The sequence below is a fragment of the Allonocardiopsis opalescens genome (assembly GCF_003002095.1).
GTDB lineage: Bacteria > Actinomycetota > Actinomycetes > Streptosporangiales > Streptosporangiaceae > Allonocardiopsis > Allonocardiopsis opalescens.
Genome location: NZ_PVZC01000006.1, coordinates 370962 through 390639, shown reverse-complemented (window position 1 = coordinate 390639; position 19678 = coordinate 370962). Strand labels below are relative to the sequence as shown.

General features: G+C 74.0%; 13 protein-coding genes. 9 read left to right on the top strand and 4 right to left on the bottom strand.

The genetic code is table 11. The features are described from left to right. Positions 1-36: 36 nt before the first annotated feature. The gene (locus CLV72_RS21295) at positions 37-711 is read right to left on the bottom strand and encodes a TetR/AcrR family transcriptional regulator (protein WP_170141062.1); all 675 of its coding nucleotides are present in this window, start codon (positions 709-711) and stop codon (positions 37-39) included. 289 nt (positions 712-1000) lie between these two features. Between CLV72_RS21295 and CLV72_RS21290 the strand changes: the two genes are divergently transcribed. After that, complete coding sequence (locus tag CLV72_RS21290; protein WP_170141061.1) at positions 1001-1450, top strand: ANTAR domain-containing protein; 450 nt, start codon at positions 1001-1003, stop codon at positions 1448-1450. 96 nt (positions 1451-1546) lie between these two features. On the opposite strand, the gene CLV72_RS21285 is transcribed toward CLV72_RS21290, so the two are convergent. Both CLV72_RS21285 and CLV72_RS21280 read right to left on the bottom strand, forming a co-directional pair. Continuing rightward, complete coding sequence (locus tag CLV72_RS21285) at positions 1547-4159, bottom strand: glycoside hydrolase family 9 protein (RefSeq protein WP_106249245.1); 2613 nt, start codon at positions 4157-4159, stop codon at positions 1547-1549. Positions 4160-4335: 176 nt separating this feature from the next. Beyond that, complete coding sequence (locus CLV72_RS21280) at positions 4336-4968, bottom strand: hypothetical protein (protein WP_106249243.1); 633 nt, start codon at positions 4966-4968, stop codon at positions 4336-4338. 292 nt (positions 4969-5260) lie between these two features. On the opposite strand from CLV72_RS21280, the gene CLV72_RS21275 reads away from it, so the two are divergent. From CLV72_RS21275 to CLV72_RS21260, 4 genes are all read left to right on the top strand, one after another. After that, positions 5261-5515, top strand: a complete 255-nt coding sequence (locus CLV72_RS21275; RefSeq protein WP_146159511.1) for a hypothetical protein — start codon at positions 5261-5263, stop codon at positions 5513-5515. A 232-nt stretch (positions 5516-5747) separates the two neighbouring features. After that, positions 5748-6626: an Fpg/Nei family DNA glycosylase gene (locus CLV72_RS21270; RefSeq protein WP_106249237.1), complete on the top strand. Its 879-nt coding sequence runs from the start codon at positions 5748-5750 to the stop codon at positions 6624-6626. Positions 6627-6767: 141 nt separating this feature from the next. Further along, entirely contained in the window at positions 6768-8000 is a 1233-nt protein-coding gene (locus CLV72_RS21265) for a CaiB/BaiF CoA transferase family protein (protein WP_106249234.1), read from the top strand. Then, complete coding sequence (locus tag CLV72_RS21260) at positions 7997-8821, top strand: enoyl-CoA hydratase/isomerase family protein (RefSeq protein ID WP_106249232.1); 825 nt, start codon at positions 7997-7999, stop codon at positions 8819-8821. The genes CLV72_RS21265 and CLV72_RS21260 overlap by 4 nt, the downstream gene beginning before the upstream one ends. Before the next feature lie 68 nt (positions 8822-8889). Here CLV72_RS21260 and CLV72_RS21255 read toward each other — a convergent pair whose 3' ends face one another. Beyond that, positions 8890-10386: an SLC13 family permease gene (locus CLV72_RS21255; protein ID WP_106249229.1), complete on the bottom strand. Its 1497-nt coding sequence runs from the start codon at positions 10384-10386 to the stop codon at positions 8890-8892. 450 nt (positions 10387-10836) lie between these two features. Between CLV72_RS21255 and CLV72_RS21250 the strand changes: the two genes are divergently transcribed. The 4 genes from CLV72_RS21250 (at position 10837) to CLV72_RS21235 (ending at position 19550) form a co-directional block, all read left to right on the top strand. Beyond that, entirely contained in the window at positions 10837-12003 is a 1167-nt protein-coding gene (locus CLV72_RS21250) for a pyridoxal-phosphate-dependent aminotransferase family protein (protein ID WP_106249226.1), read from the top strand. Between the two features lie 13 nt (positions 12004-12016). Beyond that, positions 12017-14956: an FAD-binding and (Fe-S)-binding domain-containing protein gene (locus CLV72_RS21245; RefSeq protein WP_106249223.1), complete on the top strand. Its 2940-nt coding sequence runs from the start codon at positions 12017-12019 to the stop codon at positions 14954-14956. A 255-nt stretch (positions 14957-15211) separates the two neighbouring features. Next, positions 15212-16621: a Si-specific NAD(P)(+) transhydrogenase gene (gene sthA, locus CLV72_RS21240; RefSeq protein ID WP_106249637.1), complete on the top strand. Its 1410-nt coding sequence runs from the start codon at positions 15212-15214 to the stop codon at positions 16619-16621. Between the two features lie 265 nt (positions 16622-16886). Further along, positions 16887-19550 carry a S8 family serine peptidase gene (locus CLV72_RS21235; protein WP_106249221.1) on the top strand — a complete coding sequence of 888 codons (2664 nt, stop codon included), beginning with the start codon at positions 16887-16889 and terminating at the stop codon, positions 19548-19550. Positions 19551-19678 lie beyond the last annotated feature (128 nt).

Below are 19678 nucleotides of genomic sequence, written 5' to 3'. Positions count from 1 at the left end.
GATTCGCATCCAGCATGCGCCCGCCGCTCCGCGCCGTCAAGGGGGCGGGGTGAGCAGGTAGCTGACGCAGGCGTGCGCCACCCCCTCGCAGAGCCGGTCCCAGTCCAAGGAGTCGTCGGGCGCCGGCAGCGCCCCGACCTTGGAGCGCTGCACCAGCGCGCTCGCGGCCAGCGCGAAGGCGATCCTGACGGCCTGCTCCGGATCGGAGTGCGCGATCCGCCCGCGGTCGGCCAGCAGGCCGTCCCGGAAGGCGCCGCGCAGCCGCGCGTAGCTCTCCTCGGTGCGGCGGCGCATGTCGGGGTCGGCCAGGTCGGCCTGGTAGAAGGAGCCGACGGAGCCCGCGTGCCGCCGCAGCCAGTCGCCGGCCGGGCGCACCAGCGCCGCCACCACGGCCTCGAGCCTCGGCTCGGCCGCGCGCATCGAGGCGACCAGCTCCTCCTCCAGGGTGCACAGCCGGTCGTCCTGGACCGCGCGCAGCAACTCCCGCTTGTCGGCGAACCGGCGGTAGATCCCGCCGACGGAGACCCCGGCGGCGGCGGCGACCGACGCCATGGTCAGGCCCTCCACGCCGTACTCGTCCAGCACGCGCTCGGCCGCGCGCACCAGCCGCAGCAGCGACTGGCGGCTGCGCTCCTGGCGCGGCGGGCGGACCAGCGAGCCGCCGCGGCCGGGCCCGGGAGTGCCGGAGCTGCTGTGATCGTTCGCGTCCACCCCCGCATCATGCGGCACCGGTGCCCACCGGTCCAGCCGTCGCACCCCGCCGACCTGCGCCGCCACCCGGAACGCCGCGCCGCGGCCTTACCGCGCCATGACCCGGCGCCGACCGGAACTTGGTGAAAGGGGGCCCAATGCCAGCCTTTCACCAGGCGTTCGGCGGGACCTGGGATCGTCGGCCCGCACCGCGGCCCTGGGCGCCCGCCGCTGTGGCAGCATCACTCGAACCGCGGACCCGGACGCCGCCGGCCGGCCGCCGGATCCGCCACCACCTGTGGGGGGACGCATGTGGGCGAACGGAGGAGAGGGTCGCACCGGCCGCGCCGGCCTGGAGGACACCGCACACGCCGTGGAGAGCCTGTCGGCCGAGGTCGCCCGGCTGCGCGCCGAACTCGACCACGCCACCGCGGCGCTGGCGTCGCAGGGCGTCATCGAGCGGGCCAAGGGGATGGTCATGCTGGCCTGCGGCTGCGACGCCGAGGCCGCCTGGCAGACCATCGTCCGGTCCTCGCAGGCCACCAACACCAAGGCCCGCGACATCGCCGGCCACATCATCGACGTGATCACCCGCGCCTCGCCCGGCACCGTGCCCAGCCGCACCCGGCACGCCGTGCTGCGCGAGCTGTGGACCACCCGCCGCGACGCCGCGCCCGCGCCGCGGCGCGAGCCGGCCGCGGCCGGCTCGGCGTCCGGCGGAGGCCCCCGCACGGCTCCGCCGGCCCGCACCGAGCGCTGAGCGCCCGCGCGAAGGGGCCGGGGCGGTGCCCGTACACCGCCCCGGCCCCGGCTCACGAGGGCCGGGCGGCGGCGCGGCCGCCGCCCGGCACCCGGACTACTCGCACCGCACCCCGTTGAGGGTGAAGGACTCCGGTACCGGATGCGCGGTGCCGGTCGCCGTGCCGTTCAGGCCGAAGGAGATCGACCCGCCCGGCGCGATCCTGCGGTTCCAGTCCAGGTTGGACGCCGTGACGCTCGCGCCGTCGTGGGTGAACCGCGCGTTCCAGCCGTGGCCGAAGCGCTGGGTGCCCGGCCAGGTCCAGCCGACGGTCCAGCCGTCGACGGGCTCGTCACCGGTGTTCTCCACCCGCACCTGGGCGGTGAAGCCGCCCGGCCAGGTCTGCGCCGCGTAGGCGACGGTGCAGGCGCCCGTCGGCGGGTCGACCGGGCCGCCGTCCTCGTCGACCTGGTCGGCGACGAAGGAGGTGACCCAGGCCAGCGGCGCGTTCCAGTTGATCGTCAGCTCGTTGGTCGCCCAGGAGCCGATGTCGTCGATGTAGCAGAACTGGGGCGCGCAGCCGGCCAGGTTCTCCTGGGCCACCGGGTCCCAGGTTCCGGTCTGGGAGTTCGGGCCGCCCGACAGGGTGCCGGCCGGCGGGTTGGGCAGCGAGGCGTCCAGCTGGTTGGCGTACCAGCGGCTGTGCTGGTTCTCCGCGGCGTTCTCGCCGTAGCCGGTCACATAGGACTGGTTGAGCGCGTTGCGGCCGAACACGTAGTCCACGCCCGCCAGCACGCCGTCCCGGTACTCCTCCTCGCCGCTGATGTCGAAGGCGGTGGCCACCACCACGAGGTTGTTCAGCAGCAGGTTGTTGGAGCCCCAGGCGTACACGCCGTCGCTCGGCGCGTACGGCGAGCCGTAGGGGTGCGCCGCCACGGTGGCCAGGTAGTCGTCCGCCGCGGCGAGCACCGAGGCGCGCACCTGGTCACGGCCGGGCAGCTCGCTGTCGACCGTGGCCAGGTCGAGCCGGCCGAGCGGGGCGGTCCAGCCCCAGTCGAAGCCCTCGGGGCGGAAGATGTCCGGGTCGGTGTGCAGCGGCGAGTCCGTCACCGCGTCCTGGTACTCCTGCGCGCCGGTGGCCAGGAACAGCTCCGCCGCCGCCCAGTAGAACTCGTCCTCGACATTGGGGTCGCTGTAGGCGCCGCCGCCCACGCCGGTGTTGGGCGCGATGACGTCGGGGTTGGCGACGGCCGCCGCCCACGCCTCCTCGGCCGCCGACAGGCACTCGGCGGCGAATCCGGCGTCGAAGGGCTCGAAGACCCGCGCGCACTGCGCGCCCGCCGCGGCCAGGTTCAGCGTCGCGGCCGTGGACGGGGGCTGCAGGTAGCGCGGCTGCGGGTCCTCGTGCGGCAGCAGCGGCAGGCCGGTCCACTCGGCGTCGTGCATCTTGTGGTGGGCCATGCCGGCCAGCGGCTCGCCGTCGGGCACCTGCATGCTGAGCAGGAACTCCATCTCCCAGCGCGCCTCGTCCAGCACGTCGGGCACGTCGTTGCCGGTCTCGGGCAGCCGCAGCGTGCCGTCGTCCAGCGCGCCCTCGTCTGCCGTCGGCGCGTGGGTGCTGCGCTCGTAGATGCCCATCAGCTGCGCCGCCGAGATGCCGCCGTTGACCACGTACTTGCCGTGGTCGCCCGCGTCGTACCAGCCGCCGGAGACGTCCAGGGAGTAGTCGCAGCCCGAGCCCGGTGCGCACGGCACCTCGGTGTCGCCCTGGTTGGGCGCCACGCCGACGTGGCCGGCCGGGCGGCCGTAGCCCGGCGCGATGGCGTCGTCGATCTCGATGCCGCTGCGCTGCGGGTAGTAGAAGGACAGCGAGTCGACCCGCAGGTCCTGGTAGGCCTCGCCGGACAGGTCGAAGGGGTGGCTCGTCTCCCCGTCGGCCGTCAGCGTGTAGCCCTCGCCGGGCGTGGTGTAGGCGCTGAAGTCGATGGTGTGCACGTTCTGCGCCGAGCTGGGGTCCACGCCCTGCGGCACGGTCTGGCCCTCGGCCACGACCGCGCCCGAGGCGTCGGCCAGCTCCCACGGCAGCGCCTCGGTCGCCTCGGTGACCACGGTCGCGCCCTTGGGGCCGTCGGGCAGGTAGCCCACCTGGTTGACCCGCACCCGCGGGCCCGTGTCGGGCTCGTACGGGGGCGGCGGCTCGGCGCCGCCCTGGAGGGTGACGTCGTCCAGGCAGAAGGTCCACGCCTCCTCGGCGCCGCCGATCTGGAAGGCGACCTGCGCGTCCTCCATGTCGGCACTGGCGGTGAAGACGTACTCGAAGGCCGTCGCCTCCGCGGTGAGCTGCGGCCTCTCGTCGATCTGGGTGGCCCAGGGCTCCACCGGCTCCTGGATCAGCGCGCGTACGGCGACGTCGGTGGTGGCCGAGGCGGTGAAGCCGAAGGTGTACGACTCGCCGGCCACCAGCGGCACGTCGTCCTGGCCGATGATGACGTCCCAGGCGTTGAGGGTGCCGGCGGGCACGTCGGCGCACAGGCGGCCGTCGACGACCGCGCCCTCGGTGGTGGGGGTCCACCACCACGGCGCGGTGCCGCTGTCGAAGCCGCCGTTGACGATCTGTTCGGGTGCCTCGTCGGCCAGCGCGGGCAGCGCGCCCAGGCCGGCGAGGGTGAGCGCCGCGGCGATTCCGGTCGCGCCGACGGCCGTCGCCCTGGTGCGGGTTGGTCGGGTCACGGGAGTCCTTCCGGGGGAACGCGGCGTGGGGGCGCCGCGGAGTGAAGGGGCTCGCTATGTGGGAGCGCTCCCACATGTACGGGATGTTGACAGTGCGTTTCTGGTCTGTCAATGGGTTCCGTCCCGGCCGGACGGACGTGCCGAGCCGCTCCACCGGCGGCGCTCGTGCCGCCGCGCTAGCGTCCCGGGCCGGGGCGGCCGTACGGCTGCTGCGGCGGATACGGCCCGCCCGGGTACGGCCGGGGCCCGTGCGCGGAGGGGGCGGGGGTGCCGGGGTGGGGCTGCCTCGGCGGGGCGTGGTGGGGCGGCTGCGCGGGCGGGTAGCCGTGCGGACGCTGGGCGCCGAAGTGGGCGAGCGCCTGCCGGACCTGCTGCTCGGACTCCTTGATCTCGTCGAGCTGGCCGAGCAGGTAGGCCGGGCGTCCGTCGCGGTGGAAGGAGGGCTCGGCGCCCAGGTGGGTGCCCGGGTGCGGCCACAGCACCACATAGGGGGCCAGGCTCTCGGCGTCGCCCGGCTTGCGCTCGATGGTGATCGCGGCGATGCCGGTCCACGGCACGAAGGTGTTCAGGCCCTCAGGCGCGTGCCGGGTGGTCACGCCGTGCTGGTCGATGCGGAGCCGGAACGGGATCAGCCCATAGGCGGCCACGCCCAGGCCGGCCAGCAGGACCAGCGGCGCGCCGAACAGGATGATCGGCAGTGTGCCGCCCTGCACCAGCCAGCCGATGAGCAGGGCGGTGCCGAGCGCGCCGAGCAGGGCCAGGCCCAGGCCGCCGAACATGATCGTGCTGGTCTTCTTGCGGAACTCCACGGCCTGGCTCCCCGGTGGTCGGCTGCGGCGATCACCTTAGCCGCGCGGCGGGCCGCCCGTGCGCCGCGCGGCCAAAGCGGCCTGAACCGGACGACGGGCGCGGCGACGGCGCGGGCGTGAGCCGGACCGCTTCTCATGACCACAAGGTGGACTGCGTAATTATTCATTTACGGAGAGTGATGAGAGATCTCGGGTAATGGCCCGCTCGGTGGCCGACGGGGCCGTGACCAGCACGGTCCGGGTCGCCCGCAACCGCCTACGAGCGGTACAGCCAAGGGGGAAGCAGAAGATGATGAAGTCGATGCTGCGCCGGTTCGCGATCACGGCCGCCGCCACGCCCGCCCTCGTGTTCGCCGCGCAGGGCATGGCGTCGGCCGATGCTCTGCACGCGCATGAGCTCGGCGTGGTGGGCCCCGAGTACGCGGTGAACCAGACGATTGTGTCGTACGGCAATGCCGAAGACGGAGTTGCGTTCTACTTCCAGTCCACCGAGTGGGCGACCAGCGAGAGCGCTGGCTTCCACAACGACTTCAACGCCATCTACTGAGTACCCGTGGCCGGCCGGGCCTGACCGGCTGATGGCGGGGCCCCGGCGCGAGGCCGGGGGAGCCGCCGAGCGATAGCAGCACCGGGTGCCGGTGATGTCGAAGGGTGCCGTCATCCGAAGGGGCCCCGCCCGAGCCGGGCGGGGCCCGCCGCACGCAGCCGTCCGGGGCGCACCGCCCCGGGCGGCCGCCGTGTTCCCGGGCTCGCGCCCGCCGCGGAGTTAGGCTGAAACAGTGCCTGAGCTGCCAGAAGTCGAAGCGCTCGCCGAACTGCTGCGCCGCAGGGCCGTCGGTCGGACCGTGGCGGGCGTCGACGTGGCCGCCTTCCCGGCGCTGAAGACCGTCGACCCGCCGGTGGGCGCCCTGGGCGGGCTGGCCGTCACCGGCGCGGGGCGCCATGGCAAGTTCCTGGACCTGGAGTGCGACGGCCTCCACCTGGTGGTGCACCTGGCGAAGGGCGGCTGGCTGCGCTGGCGCGACGACCTCTCCGACGCCCGCCCGCCGCGCCCCGGCAAGGGGCCGCCGGCGGCCCGGGTCCGCTTCGCGCCCGGGGACGACGGCCGGGCGCCCGGGTTCGACCTGACCGAGACGGGCTCCGTCAAGCGGCTGGCCCTCTACGTGGTGCGCGCACCCGAGGAGGTGCCGGGCGTCGCCGGGCTCGGCCCCGACCCTCTCGCCGAGGACTTCACCGAGCAGGTGCTGGCCGCGATCCTGCGCGGCAGGCGCTCCCGGATCAAGCGGCTGCTGCGCGACCAGCACACCATCGCCGGGATCGGCAACGCCTACTCCGACGAGGTGCTGCACGCCGCCCGGATCTCGCCCTTCGCCGTGGCCGCGACGCTGGACGAGCGGCGGGTCGGGGAGCTGTACCGGGCGATGCGCGAGACGCTGGGCGAGGCGGTGCGCCGCGCGCTGGCCGCCGACGCGGGCGGGCTGAAGCGGGAGAAGCGGGCCGGGATGCGGGTGCACGGCCGGGCCGGGCAGCCCTGCCCGGTCTGCGGCGACACCGTGCGCGAGGTCGTCTACGCCGACTCCGCGCTCCAGTACTGCCCCACCTGCCAGACCGGCGGCGCGGTCCTGGCCGACCGGCGGATGTCGCGCCTGCTCAAGTAGGGGGCCGCCCCCGCCGCTGCCCGGAGTGGGGAGCCGGTGACCCAGGGTGCCGGTGACCCGGTCTATTGTCGGCTGTAGACACAGCTGATCACTCGCGCCGGACCGCCCGCGCCGGGCCCGGCACGGGCGGGGGAGGTGGCCATGCCGGCGGAGCGACCCGACACGCCGCCGCTGCGGGGCGTGCGCGTGGTGGAGGTCGGCGCCTTCATGGCGGCGCCGTTCGCCACCATGCAGCTGGCCGACCTCGGCGCCGACGTGGTCAAGGTGGAGAACCCCAAGGGCCCCGACCCGGTGCGCGCCGTCGGCCCGTTCCTGGAGGGGCACAGCTCGCCCTACCTGCGGCTGAACCGGAACAAGCGCTCGCTGGCGCTGGACCTGAAGGCGCCCGGCGGCGCGCGGCTGCTGCGGCGGCTGCTGGACGGCGCCGACGTGCTGGTGGAGAACCTGCGGCCCGGGGCGATGGCCCGCCTCGGCCTGGGCTACGACGACCTCGCCGCCAGCCATCCGCACCTGGTGTACGCCTCGGCCTCGGGCTGGGGGCAGGACGGCCCGCTGGCGCCGCTGCCCGGCCTGGACATCATGGCGCAGGCCCGCTCAGGGCTGATGAGCATCACCGGCCCGCCCGGCGGCGAGCCCGCCAAGGTCGGCGTGCCAGTGTGCGACCTGGTCTGCGGCCTGTACGTGGCGCTGGGCGTGCTGGCCGCGCTGCGGGCCCGCGAGCGGACCGGCCGCGGCCAGCACGTGGACGTCTCGCTGCTGGAGGCGGGTACCTCGCTGGCGATCTGGGAGGCGGCGCGGTACTGGGTGACCGGCGAGTCCGGCACCCCGCAGGGCAGCGCGCACCAGAGTTCAGCGCCCTACCAGGCGCTGCGCACCGCCGACGGCTGGCTCACCGTCGGCGCGATCACCCCCAACACCTGGCGCGGGCTGTGCGAGGCGCTCGGCCTGCCGGGGCTGCTGGCCGACGAGCGCTACGGCACGGCCCACGAGCGCCACGGACTGCGCGCGGAGCTGATCCCGGCGATCGAGTGCGTCACGCGCGGGCGCGGCACCGAGGACCTGGTGGCCGCGCTGGACGCGGCGGGGGTGCCGTGCGCGCCGATCAACACCACCGCGCAGGTCTTCACCGATCCGCACCTGTCGGGACGCGGCTTCTTCTGGGACGCCGAGCACCCGGAGCTGGGCGCGGTGCGCCAGATCGGCTCGCCGGTGCGGCTCTCGGCCACCCCGGCGCGGCGCGGTGCGGCCGGGCCCGGGCTGGGCGAGCACACGGCGGAGCTGCTGGCCGGGCTGGGACTGGACGGGGCCGAGGTGGCCGAGCTGCTGGCGCGCGGTGTGGTGGCGGGACCCGAAACGACGGAGGGCGGCGGATGAGCGGGAACGGTGCGGACGGCGGCGAGCTGCTGGTCGAGCGGGACGGTCAGGTGCTGACGGTCACCTTCAACCGGCCCGCCGCCCACAACGCGATGAGCTTCGCGATGTACGACGGCCTGTACGCCGCCTGCGAGCGGGCCGACGCCGAGGCGGTACCGTCCGGCGGGGACGGCGGTGGGCCCGGCGGCGTGCGGGTGATGGTGCTGCGCGGCGCGGGGGACCGCGCCTTCATCGCCGGTACCGACATCGCCCAGTTCGCCGACTTCACCACCGGCGCCGACGGCGTCGCCTACGAGAAGCGCATCTCGGAGGTGATCAACCGGCTGGAGGCGGTGCGGGTGCCCACGGTCGCCGCGGTGCGCGGCTACTGCGTGGGCGGCGGGCTGGCCGTCGCGGCCGCCTGCGACCTGCGCATCGCCGACACCACCGCCCAGTTCGGGGTGCCCATCGCCCGTACGCTGGGCAACTGCCTGTCGACGAACACCTACTCGCTGCTGGTCCACCACCTCGGCCCGGCCCGCGCCCTCGACATGCTGCTGCGGGCCCGGATGTTCGACGCGGAGGAGGCGCGGGCGGCCGGCTTCGCCGCCGAGGTGTGCTCGCCCGCCGAACTGGACCGCCGGGTGGAGGAGACGGTGGGCCGGCTGCTGCGCCACGCGCCGCTGACCATGTGGGCGGCGAAGGAGGCCAACCGCAGGCTGCGGCTGGCCTCGCTGCCCGACGGCGACGACATCGTGGCGCGGGCCTTCGGCAGCGACGACTTCCGGGCCGGCGTGCGCGCCTTCGTCGCCAAGGAGCGCCCGGAGTGGACCGGCCGCTGAGGCCGGGCGGGCCGTGCGGGGACCGCCGCCGGGCGCGGCCCCCGCACGCCACCCGCCCCCGGGCACAGCTACAGCCAGCCGGGCACGACCAGCACCAGCCAGGTGACCAGCGGCGCGATCGCGATCATGCTGAAGCCCCAGGCCATCAGCCGCTTGAACACCTGCTCGCGCTCGGCGTCGCCGGCATTGGCCACCACCAGCGCGCCGCTGGTGGAGAAGGGCGAGGAGTCCACCACCGACGACGACAGCGCCAGCGCGGTGATCAGGCCGACGGCGCCGATGTCGCCGCCGAGCAGGAACGGCACGGCCAGCGGGATCAGCGCGCCGAGGATGCCGGTGGTCGAGGCGAAGGCCGACACCGCGCCGCCGATCACGCAGATGATCAGCGCGGCCAGCAGCGGAGCGCCGATGGAGGCGACGCTGTCGCCGAGGAAGGTGACGGTGCCCATCCGCTCCATCAGGCTGACGTAGGTGACGATGCCGCAGATCAGCAGCACGGTCGGCCAGGCGACGCCGCTGACCGCGCCCTTGGTGGACTTCGGCGAGACGAGCGCCAGCACCACGGCGACCGTGATCGCCATGAAGCCGACGTCGATACCGAAGAACAGGGCGCCGACCGCGAGGGCCAGGATGCCGGCCAGGGTGAGGCCGCGGATCGGGTTGAGCCGGGGCTCGCCGCCGTCCGCGCCGGCCCGCTCGCCGGCCGGCTCGGGGGAGCGCTGGGCCGGCACGGCGGCGCCCTGGGACGCGGAGGGTCCGGGGGCGTCCGGGCCGGTGCCCGGCTCCGCGCCCCCGGGGCCGCCCGCGCCGCCGCCGGCCGCGGGCCGGGCGGGCCCGCCGGAGCCGCCGGACTCCGTCGCGGCCGTGCCGGCGTCGGCGCCGACCGCCGCCACGGTGCGCTCGGCCACCAGGGTGCGGCCCGGCTCCTCGGCCGCCTCGTGCTCGCCCAGTTCGCGCCGGCCGAGCAGCCTGTGCCCGCCGAACAGGAAGAACACCACCACGCTCAGCACGACGTTGAACACGTAGGAGGCGGCGAAGAGCAGTCCGGGGTCGCCCGGCAGGCCGTTGCGCTCCACCACGCCGTTGGTGATGCCGCCGAAGATGCTGATCGGGGAGAAGCCGCCCGCACTGGCGCCGTTGATGATGAACAGGCCCATCAGCACCGGGTTGATCCGGTACCGGGCGGCGAAGCCCATGCCCATCGGCGCGATGATCGCCACGGCGGCGGGCACCACGGCGCCCACGGCGGTCAGCGCGGAGGTGACCGCGAACATGACCCAGGGGATCAGCGCGATGCGGCCGCGCACCGCCCACACCGCCTTGCGCACCAGCCAGTCCACCGTGCCGTTGTCCTTGGCGATGGCGAACAGGTAGGTGACGCCGACGAGGATGACGAACAGGTCGCCGGGGAAGCCGGCGAAGATCTCGTCCGCGGACTCCCCGACCACCAGGGTGCCGACCAGGAAGGCGGCGACCAGCGCGAGCGCGCCCATGTGCACGGGCAGCAGGGTGGCGATCAGGAAGACGGCGATGAGGACCAGGATCGAGATGACCTCTGCGGACACACGGGCTCCCTCGGTTCGGGGACGCGCAGGGGGTCGGCCCGGCGGTGCCGGGGCGGCCGCGGCGGCAGGAGCGGGCTCGGGCGGAACTCGGGGGGCGGCGCGACCCGCGCGGCGCTGGACGGGTCGGGGACCTGTCACGTTCGATGGCGGAAAGGACTTTCCGCTATCCGGAATATCGGCCGGGTTGCTGCTGGGTTTCGAAGAGTATGGTCTTGGTTACATTCGAGGTCAATACCCCCTCGTGATCACGGTCTCACTTCTGGTAAGGCCAGGCAGGGCCCTGCCCGCCGCCTGATCGGGCCGGCGCGGAACCCGCTCCGCCCAGGGCTTGCGCTGAAGATCCGATGATCGGAGCATGGACCTCGACTCCGCGATCCGGGAGACATTTTCCGTATGTCGGAATAGTGCTCCGAAGGTCGGGAGTGCCGAGCCGACGGCGGAGGGAACGCGATGACACATGCCACCGGGCGCCACTTCCTGCAGATCCCGGGCCCCACCAACGTGCCCGACCAGGTACTGCGCGCCATGGCGGCGCCCGTCATCGACCACCGCGGACCCGAGTTCGCCCGGATGGCGCTCGAACTGCTCCAGGACGTCAGGGCGGTCTTCGGCACGGCGGAGCCGGTGGTGATCTTCCCGTCCTCGGGCACCGGCGCCTGGGAGGCGGCGCTGGTGAACACCCTCAGCCCCGGCGACCGGGTGCTCGCCTTCGAGACCGGCCACTTCGCCACCCTGTGGCGCGACATCGCCACCGGCCTCGGGCTGGAGGTCGACTTCGTGCCCGGCGACTGGCGGCACGGCGCCGACCCCGACACGGTCCGCGAGCGGCTGGCCGCCGACGGCGCCCGCGCGATCAAGGCCGTGTGCGTGGTGCACAACGAGACCTCCACCGGCGTCACCAGCCGGATCGCCGAGATCCGCCGCGCCATGGACGAGGCCGGCCATCCCGCCCTGCTGCTGGTCGACACCATCTCCTCGCTCGGCTCCATCGACTACCGCCACGACGAGTGGGGGGTGGACGTCACCGTGGCCGGCTCGCAGAAGGGGCTGATGCTCCCGCCCGGCCTGGGCTTCAACGCCGTCAGCGCCAAGGCGCTGCGCGCGGCCGAGACGGCGGCGCTGCCCCGCTCCTACTTCGACTGGCGGCCCGTGCTGGCCGCGAACAAGGCCGGCTTCTTCCCCTACACCCCCGCCACCAACCTGCTCTACGGCCTGCGCGAGGCGCTGCGGATGCTGCGCGAGGAGGGCCTGCCGAAGGTCTACGCCCGCCACGCCCGGCACGCCGCCGCCACCCGCGCCGCCGTGCGCGGCTGGGGCCTGGAGGTGCTGTGCGCCGACGAGCGCGAGCACTCCGGCTCGCTCACCGCGGTGCTGGTGCCGGAGGGGCACGACGCCGACAAGGTGCGGGCGCTGATCCTGGACCGCTTCGACATGTCGCTGGGCACCGGCCTCGGCCGGCTGGCCGGACGGGTGTTCCGGATCGGCCACCTCGGGCACTTCAACGATCTGACGCTGGCCGGCACGCTCGCGGGCGTGCAGATGGGGCTGGCCCTCGCCGGAGTGCGCGTCGACCCGAACGGGATCAACGCGGCGCTCGACCACCTGCAGTCGTGCTGAGGAGCAGCCGCAGATGACCGTGACCCAGGACGGCACCACCCGCGGGGACGAGTCGGCTCGGGCGGGCGAGCTGGAGCGCCGGCTGCGCGCCGGAATCGCCGGCGAGGTCGCCTTCGACGACTACACCCGGCACCTGTTCTCCCGCGACGCCAGCATGTACGCGATCCGGCCGCTGGGCGTCGCCTTCCCCAGGAGCGCCGACGACGTGGCCGCCGCGGTCGCGGCCGCCCGCGAGCTGGGCGTGCCGGTGGTGCCGCGCGGCGGCGGCACCAGCCTGGCCGGGCAGACCGTCGGCCCCGGCCTGGTGCTGGACCTGTCCAGGCACATGAACCGCATCCTGTCCATCGACCCCGAGGCCCGCACCGCCCTGGTCGAGCCCGGGGTGGTGCAGGACCAGCTGAACGCGGCCGCCGCCGAGCACGGCCTGATGTTCGGCCCCGACACCTCCACCAGCAACCGCGCCACCATCGGCGGGATGATCGGCAACAACTCGGCGGGCAGCGGCTCGGTGCGCTACGGCATGACCATCGACCACGTCCGCGAGCTGGACGTCGTGCTGTCCGACGGCAGCCGGGCCCATCTGGCCCCCGTGGACGAGGCCGAACGGGCCCGCCGGGCGCGCTCGGCCACCCTGGAGGGCCGGATCTACCGTGAGCTGCCGGAGATCCTGCGCGCCGACGCCGAGGCCATCGCCGCCGACTACCCGCCGTTCTGGCGGCGGTCCGGCGGCTACCGGCTCGACCGGCTGGCCGCTTCGGCGGCCGGGGAGCCCTTCGACCTGGCGAAGTTCGTGGTGGGCTCCGAGGGCACCCTGGTGGTCGCCACCCGCGCCCTGGTCGGCCTGGTGCCCAAGCCCAAGCGCACGGTCATCGCCGTCGGCCACTTCACCTCCACGGCCGCCGCCATCGCCGCCACCGAGGACGCGCTGGCCTGCGAGCCCTCGGCCGTGGAGATGATGGACCGCACCATCCTGGAGCTGTCGCGCAGCAAGCTGGAGTACGCCACGCTCGGCTCCATCCTGGTCGGCGACCCCGACGCGCTGCTGTTCGTCTCCTTCACCGGCGACGACGAGGAGGAGCTGCGCGGGCGGCTGCGCCGGCTGGACGACGCCTGGAGCGCGCACGGCCATGGCTACCACACCCTGCTCGCCGAGACCGCCGAGCAGCAGAGCGCGCTGCTGAAGGTGCGCAAGTCCGGCCTCGGCCTGCTGATGGCCTCCAGCGTCGGCACCCGCAGGCCGGCCGCGTTCATCGAGGACACCGCCGTCGACCCCTCCCGGCTGGCCGAATACACCGACCGGTTCCGCCAGGTGCTGGACCGGCACGGCCTCACCGCCGGCTTCTACGGCCACTGCTCCGTGGGCTGCCTGCACATCCGCCCCTTCGTCGACCTCACCGACCCCGAGGAGGTGCGCACCATGCGCGCCGTCGCCGGGGAGATCACCGCGCTGGTCGCCGAGTTCGGCGGGGTGAACTCCAGCGAGCACGGCGACGGCCTGGCCCGCAGCGAGTTCAACCGCGAGATCTACGGCGAGCGGCTGTACGAGGCGATGCGCCGGGTCAAGCGCGTCTTCGACCCCGGCAACGGGCTTAACCCCGGCAAGATCGTGGACGCCCCCGCGATGACCGAGCACCTGCGCGACGCCGCGCTGCCGCCCGCGCCGCCGCTGGTGACCCGGCTGGACTTCGAGGTCGTCGGCGGGATGCGCGGCGCCGCCGACCGCTGCATGAACATCGGCCTGTGCCGCAAGCACACCAGCGGCGCGATGTGCCCGTCCTACATCGCCACCCGCAACGAGGAGGACTCCACCCGCGGCCGGGCGAACGCGCTGGTCAAAGCCTTGAGCGAGCCCGACCCCGCCACCGCGCTGGCCGACGACCGGCTGCACGAGGTGCTGGACCTGTGCCTGATGTGCAAGGCATGCAAGAGCGAGTGCCCGCTGGGCGTGGACATGGCGGCGCTGAAGACCGAGGCGCTGGCCCGCCGGCACGACGTGCGCGGCGTACCGCTGCGCTCCCGGATCTTCGGCTCCATCCGCACCCTCAACCGGCTCGGCGCCGCCGCCGCGCCGCTGTCCAACGTCCCGCTGCGGCTGGGGCCGGTGCGGCGGCTGATGCGGCGGCTGGCCGGGATCACCGACGCCCGCCCGCTGCCGGCCTTCGCCCGGCGCACCCTGGTGGGCTGGTTCCGCCGCCGCCGTCCGGCGGCGCGCCCGGCGCCGGTCGGCACCGTCACCTTCCTGGCCGACTCCTTCACCACCTACACCGAGCCCGAGGTGGGCCGGGCCGCCATCGAGCTGCTGGAGCTGGCGGGGTGGCGGGTGGTGCTGGCCTCCTCGGGCTGCTGCGGCCGGTCCAGCCTGTCCAAGGGCCTGGTGGACGACGCCAGGAGCAAGGCCCGCGACCTGGTCAACCGGCTGGCCGCCTCCGGCGGGCCGGACTCGCCGATCGTCGGCTGCGAGCCCTCGTGCGTGCTCACCCTCAAGGACGAGTACCGCACGCTGCTGCCGGACACCCCGCGGGTGCGCGAGGTGTCGGGCCGGGTGCGCCAGGTCGAGGAGCTGCTGGCCGAGGCGGTCGACGACGGGCGGCTGCGGCTGCGCGCCGACTCCTGGCTCGCCGGGCGCCGGATCCTCTTCCACGGGCACTGCCACCAGAAGGCCGAGGTCGGCACGGCCGCGACGGTGGGGCTGCTGCGGCGGCTGCCTGGCGTCACCGTCGAGGAGTTGGACGCCGGCTGCTGCGGGATGGCCGGCTCCTTCGGTTTCGAGGACGAGCACTACGCGCTGTCCATGCAGGTCGGCGCCGACCGGCTGTTCCCCGCCGTCCGGGCCGAGCCCGCGGCCACCGTGGTGGCCGCCACCGGCGTGTCGTGCCGCCAGCAGATCGCCCACGGCGCCGAGCGCACCGCGTGGCACCCGGTGCGGCTGCTGCGCGAGGCGGTCGAGGAGTAGCCGGGGAACGGGCGGAGAGCATGGGGCCGGGACACGATCGCCGCAGTGAGCGGCACGCCATGTTCGGCGCGCGCCGGTGTCTGGACTGACGGAGGCGCATCGCGACGAAGTCGCGATGCGCCGGAGGAGGGCGGTGCTCCCCGGGGACACCCCGGACCCCGGGCACCGGGTCTAAGCGCGCCGAACCGCCGCGCCGAAGGCGCGGCCGATAAGCAGAGCCTTGCGTGTTGGTCGGGCGGACCGCAGGCTGTGGGGGTGAGCGACTACGACTTCGACCTCATCGTCCTCGGCTCGGGTCCGGGCGGCCAGAAGGCGGCCGTGGCCGCCGCCAAACTGGGCAAGCGCGTCGCGGTGGTCGACCGCCCCGACATGATCGGCGGGGTGTGCGTGAACACCGGCACCATCCCGTCCAAGACCCTGCGCGAGGCGGTGCTGTACCTGACCGGCATGTCGCAGCGCGAGCTGTACGGCGCCAGCTACCGCGTCAAGCAGGAGATCACCATCGGCGACCTGATGTCGCGGACCCGCCATGTGGTCGACCGCGAGGTGCAGGTGGTCAAGGCGCAGCTGCTGCGCAACCACGTGGAGCTGGTGCCCGGCCTCGGCCGCTTCCTGGACCCGCACACCGTGTGCGTCGAGGGCGCGCACCGCGGCGACCGCACCTCCATCACCGGCGCCTTCGTGGTGATCGCCACCGGCAGCCGCCCCGCGCGCCCCGCCGAGATCGACTTCGACAAGGAGCGGGTGCTCGACTCCGACGAGGTCTTGAACCTGGACCACATCCCGTCCTCGCTGGTCGTGGTGGGCGCGGGCGTGATCGGCATCGAGTACGCCTCCATGTTCGCCGCGCTGGGCACCCGGGTGACCGTGGTCGAGCAGCGCGAGCAGATGCTCGGCTTCTGCGACCCCGAGGTGGTGGAGTCGCTCAAGTTCCACATGCGCGACCTCGCGGTCACCTTCCGCTTCGGCGAGAAGGTGGTCGACGTCGCCGTCTCCGACCGCGCCACCGTCACCACCCTGGTCAGCGGCAAGCGGATCCTGGCCGACGCGGTGCTGTACTCCGCCGGCCGCCAGGGCATGACCGACGCCCTGGACCTGGAGCGCGCCGGGCTGAGCGCCGACGACCGCGGCCGGCTGGCCGTGGACGGCGACTACCGCACCGCGGTGGAGAACATCTACGCCGTCGGCGACGTGATCGGCTTCCCCGCGCTGGCCGCCACCTCCACCGACCAGGGCAGGATCGCCGCCTACCACGCCTTCGGCGAGCCGGCCAGGGAGCTGGCCGGGCTGCAGCCCATCGGGATCTACACCGTCCCGGAGATCTCCTACTGCGGCGCCACCGAGGCCGAGCTGACCGCCACCTCGGTGCCCTACGAGGTCGGCATCTCCCGCTACCGCGAGCTGGCGCGCGGCCAGATCGCCGGCGACACCTACGGCATGCTCAAACTGCTGGTCTCCACCACCGACCGCAAACTGCTGGGCGTGCACGTCTTCGGCACCGGCGCCACCGACCTGGTCCACATCGGCCAGGCCGTGATGGGCACCGGCGGCACCGTCGACTACCTGGTGGACACCGTCTTCAACTATCCGACCCTGTCGGAGGCGTACAAGGTCGCCGCCCTGGACGCCACCAACAAGATCCGCGACCTGGAGCGGTTCTCCTGACGGCGGGCGCGCCGGCTCCGGCGCGCCGCCCCGGCCCGGAGGCGGTCCACCGAGAGGAATCCGAGCGGAAAAAGTTACCGGACTGACATAAGAGAAAAATGCCAACAATGGGCCTTCTCGGCGGAGTTGTTCCGTTCTAGCCTGACCCTTGCGGGGGGCCGGAACCGATTACGTCGAGAGTGCGTGCGACGGTGATTTCGGCGTGCGCACGTTTCCGGACGGGCACACGCACGGCCTCATTGGCGCACGTGAGGAAAGGGCGTCAATGAGAGCGGCACCACGTCGCCTTGCGCTGGGCCTATTGCTGCCACTGGCATCGTTCTCCCTGGTCACGGCCTCGCTGGCCGTGCCGGCGAGTGCGACGGACGAGCTGGCCCCCGTCCATCCGGCGCCGGTCGCCGACGACGGCACCCCGATGGCCCGCGCCTCGGGCCTGTGGTTCGTCCAGCTGGAGAGCCCGCCGGTGGTCGAGGGCGGCGCCCGGGCGGCGCTGCGCGACGACCGGGCCGAGTTCCGGGCCGCGGCCGACGCCCGCGGCGTCGACTACACCGAGCGGATGACCTTCGAGACGCTGTGGAACGGCCTCTCGGTGGAGCTGGGCGACGCCGAGGAGCTGACCCGGCTGCGCGGCACCCCCGGCGTCGAGGCGGTCTTCCCGGTGGTGAGCGTGCCGGTCCCCGAGACCGCCACCGCCGAGCCCGACCTCGCCACCGCGCTCGGCATGACCGGCGCCGACATCGCCCAGTCGGAGCTGGGCCTGAGCGGCGAGGGCGTGCGCGTCGCCGTGATGGACACCGGCATCGACTACCAGCACCCCGACCTCGGCGGGCCCGGGCCGATGCCCACCGGCAGGGTGGTGGCCGGCCACGACTTCGTCGGCGACGCCTACAACGCCGGCGACCCCGCCAACCTCACCCCGGTGCCCGACGGCGACCCGATGGACTGCAACGGCCACGGCACCCACGTCGCCGGCATCGTCGGCGCCGAGGGCGAGGTCACCGGGGTGGCGCCCGGAGTGGTCTTCGGCGCCTACAAGGTGTTCGGCTGCACCGGCAGCACCACCTCCGACATCATGGTGCAGGCCATGGAGCGCGCCTACGCCGACGACATGGACGTGCTGAACATGAGCATCGGCTCCGGGTTCAGCTGGCCGCAGTACCCCACCGCCGTCGCCAGCGACAACCTGGTCGCCCGCGGGGTGGTCGTGGTCGCCTCCATCGGCAACGACGGCGACACCGGCGCCTACTCGGCCGGCGCGCCCGGCCTGGGCCGCGACGTCATCGGCGTCGCCTCCTTCGACAACACCCACATCAGCGCGCTGAGCTTCCAGGTCGACTCCAGCGGCCGCCAGGTGCCGTACCTGCCGCTGGCTGCCACCCAGGACCCGCCGACCGAGGGCACCACCGCCGAACTCGCCAACGGCGGCCGGGGCTGCCCCTCGCTCGGCGACACCTATCCCGAGGACCTCACCGGCCGGGTCGCCCTGCTGGTGCGCGGTGACTGCACCTTCGCCGAGAAGTACGATGAGGCGGTGAACGCCGGCGCCGTCGGCGTGGTGATCTACAACAACGGTCCCGGCCTGTTCTCCGGCGGCGGCATCGTCGACCGCGGCGCATTCGGCGTCGGCGTCTCCGACGTCGACGGCGCGCACCTGCTGGAGCAGCTGGAGCAGGGCCCGGTCACCCTCACCTGGACCGACGAGCAGGCCAGCGCGCCCAATCCCACGGGCGGCCTGATCAGCTCGTTCAGCTCCTACGGCCTGGCCCCCGACCTCACCCTCAAGCCCGACATCGGCGCCCCGGGCGGCCTGATCCGCTCGACCTACCCGCTGGAGCTGGGCGGCTACGCCGCCATCAGCGGCACCTCGATGTCGTCCCCGCACGTCGCGGGCGGCGTCGCGCTGCTGCTGGAGACCGAGCCGGACCTCAGCCCGGCGCAGGTGCGCGACCGGCTGCGCAACACCGCCGACCCGCAGCCGTGGTGGGGCGACCCCAGCCTCGGCTACCTGGACCAGGTGCACCGCCAGGGCGCCGGCATGCTCGACGTCCCCGGCGCCGTGCAGGGCGGCACCACCGTCAGCCCGAGCGCCCTGTCGCTCGGCGAGAGCCAGTCCGGCCCCAGCACCCAGCGGCTGCGCATCACCAACAACACCGGCGCCCCGGTCCGCTACACCCTCGGCCACGAACCGGCGCTCGGCACCCACGGCGACACCTACGCGCCCGGCGCCAACGCCTCGTTCGCGGAGGCGGTGATCCGCCCCGCGCGAGTCACCGTGCCGGCCGGCCGCTCGATCACGGTGCGGGCCACCATCACCGCCCCCGCGCAGGACTTCGCCCAGATGCAGTACGGCGGCTACCTCACGGTGACCGACGAGGGCGGCGAGACGGTGCGGGTGCCCTACGCGGGCTACGTCGGCGACTACCAGGAGATCGACGCCATCGCCCCGATCGACCTGGGCGGCGGCCAGGTGCTCGACATGCCCTGGCTGACCCGCATCACCGCCTGCGACGCCTTCATCGGCGACGAGTGCGTCTCCGGCGGCCGCTTCGCCAACCAGCCCGACGGCGCGAGCTACACCCTGGAGACGGTCGGCGGGCTGCCCGACATCCCGTACGTGACCATGCACTTCGACCACCAGGTCGAACGGCTGGAACTCACCGTGCTCGACGCGGAGACCGGCGAACCGGTGAACGGCGAGGACAGCCTGGCCGTGGACCTGTCCTACGTCGAGCGCAGCGGCACGCCCACGGAGTTCTTCGCCTACGCCTGGGACGGCACCCTGCTCGGCGCGGACGGCGAGCCCGGCGGGCAGGTCCCCGACGGCCGCTACATCCTGTCGGCACGCGCCCTCAAGGCGCTCGGCGACGAGGACGACCCCGCCCACTGGGAGACCTGGACCTCCCCGGAGATCACCATCGCCCGTCCCTGACCCGGCGGCACGGCCGGCGGCCGGGCCCCCTTCGAGGGGACCGGCCGCCGGCCGTTCTACCTTCCTGGACTCTTTTCAGGACGGCAGAACGGGGTCGCGCCGAAGGGCGCCTCCCGCGCCCGTAGGGC

Excerpts from the sequence above, each read along its gene's own strand:
- CLV72_RS21290 (WP_170141061.1), top strand. The coding sequence starts at position 1,001 with ATGTGGGCGAACGGAGGAGAGGGTCGCACCGGCCGCGCCGGCCTGGAG.
- CLV72_RS21275 (WP_146159511.1), top strand. The coding sequence starts at position 5,261 with ATGAAGTCGATGCTGCGCCGGTTCGCGATCACGGCCGCCGCCACGCCC.
- CLV72_RS21265 (WP_106249234.1), top strand. The coding sequence starts at position 6,768 with ATGCCGGCGGAGCGACCCGACACGCCGCCGCTGCGGGGCGTGCGCGTG.
- CLV72_RS21260 (WP_106249232.1), top strand. The coding sequence starts at position 7,997 with ATGAGCGGGAACGGTGCGGACGGCGGCGAGCTGCTGGTCGAGCGGGAC.
- CLV72_RS21250 (WP_106249226.1), top strand. The coding sequence starts at position 10,837 with ATGACACATGCCACCGGGCGCCACTTCCTGCAGATCCCGGGCCCCACC.
- CLV72_RS21245 (WP_106249223.1), top strand. The coding sequence starts at position 12,017 with ATGACCGTGACCCAGGACGGCACCACCCGCGGGGACGAGTCGGCTCGG.
- CLV72_RS21235 (WP_106249221.1), top strand. The coding sequence starts at position 16,887 with ATGAGAGCGGCACCACGTCGCCTTGCGCTGGGCCTATTGCTGCCACTG.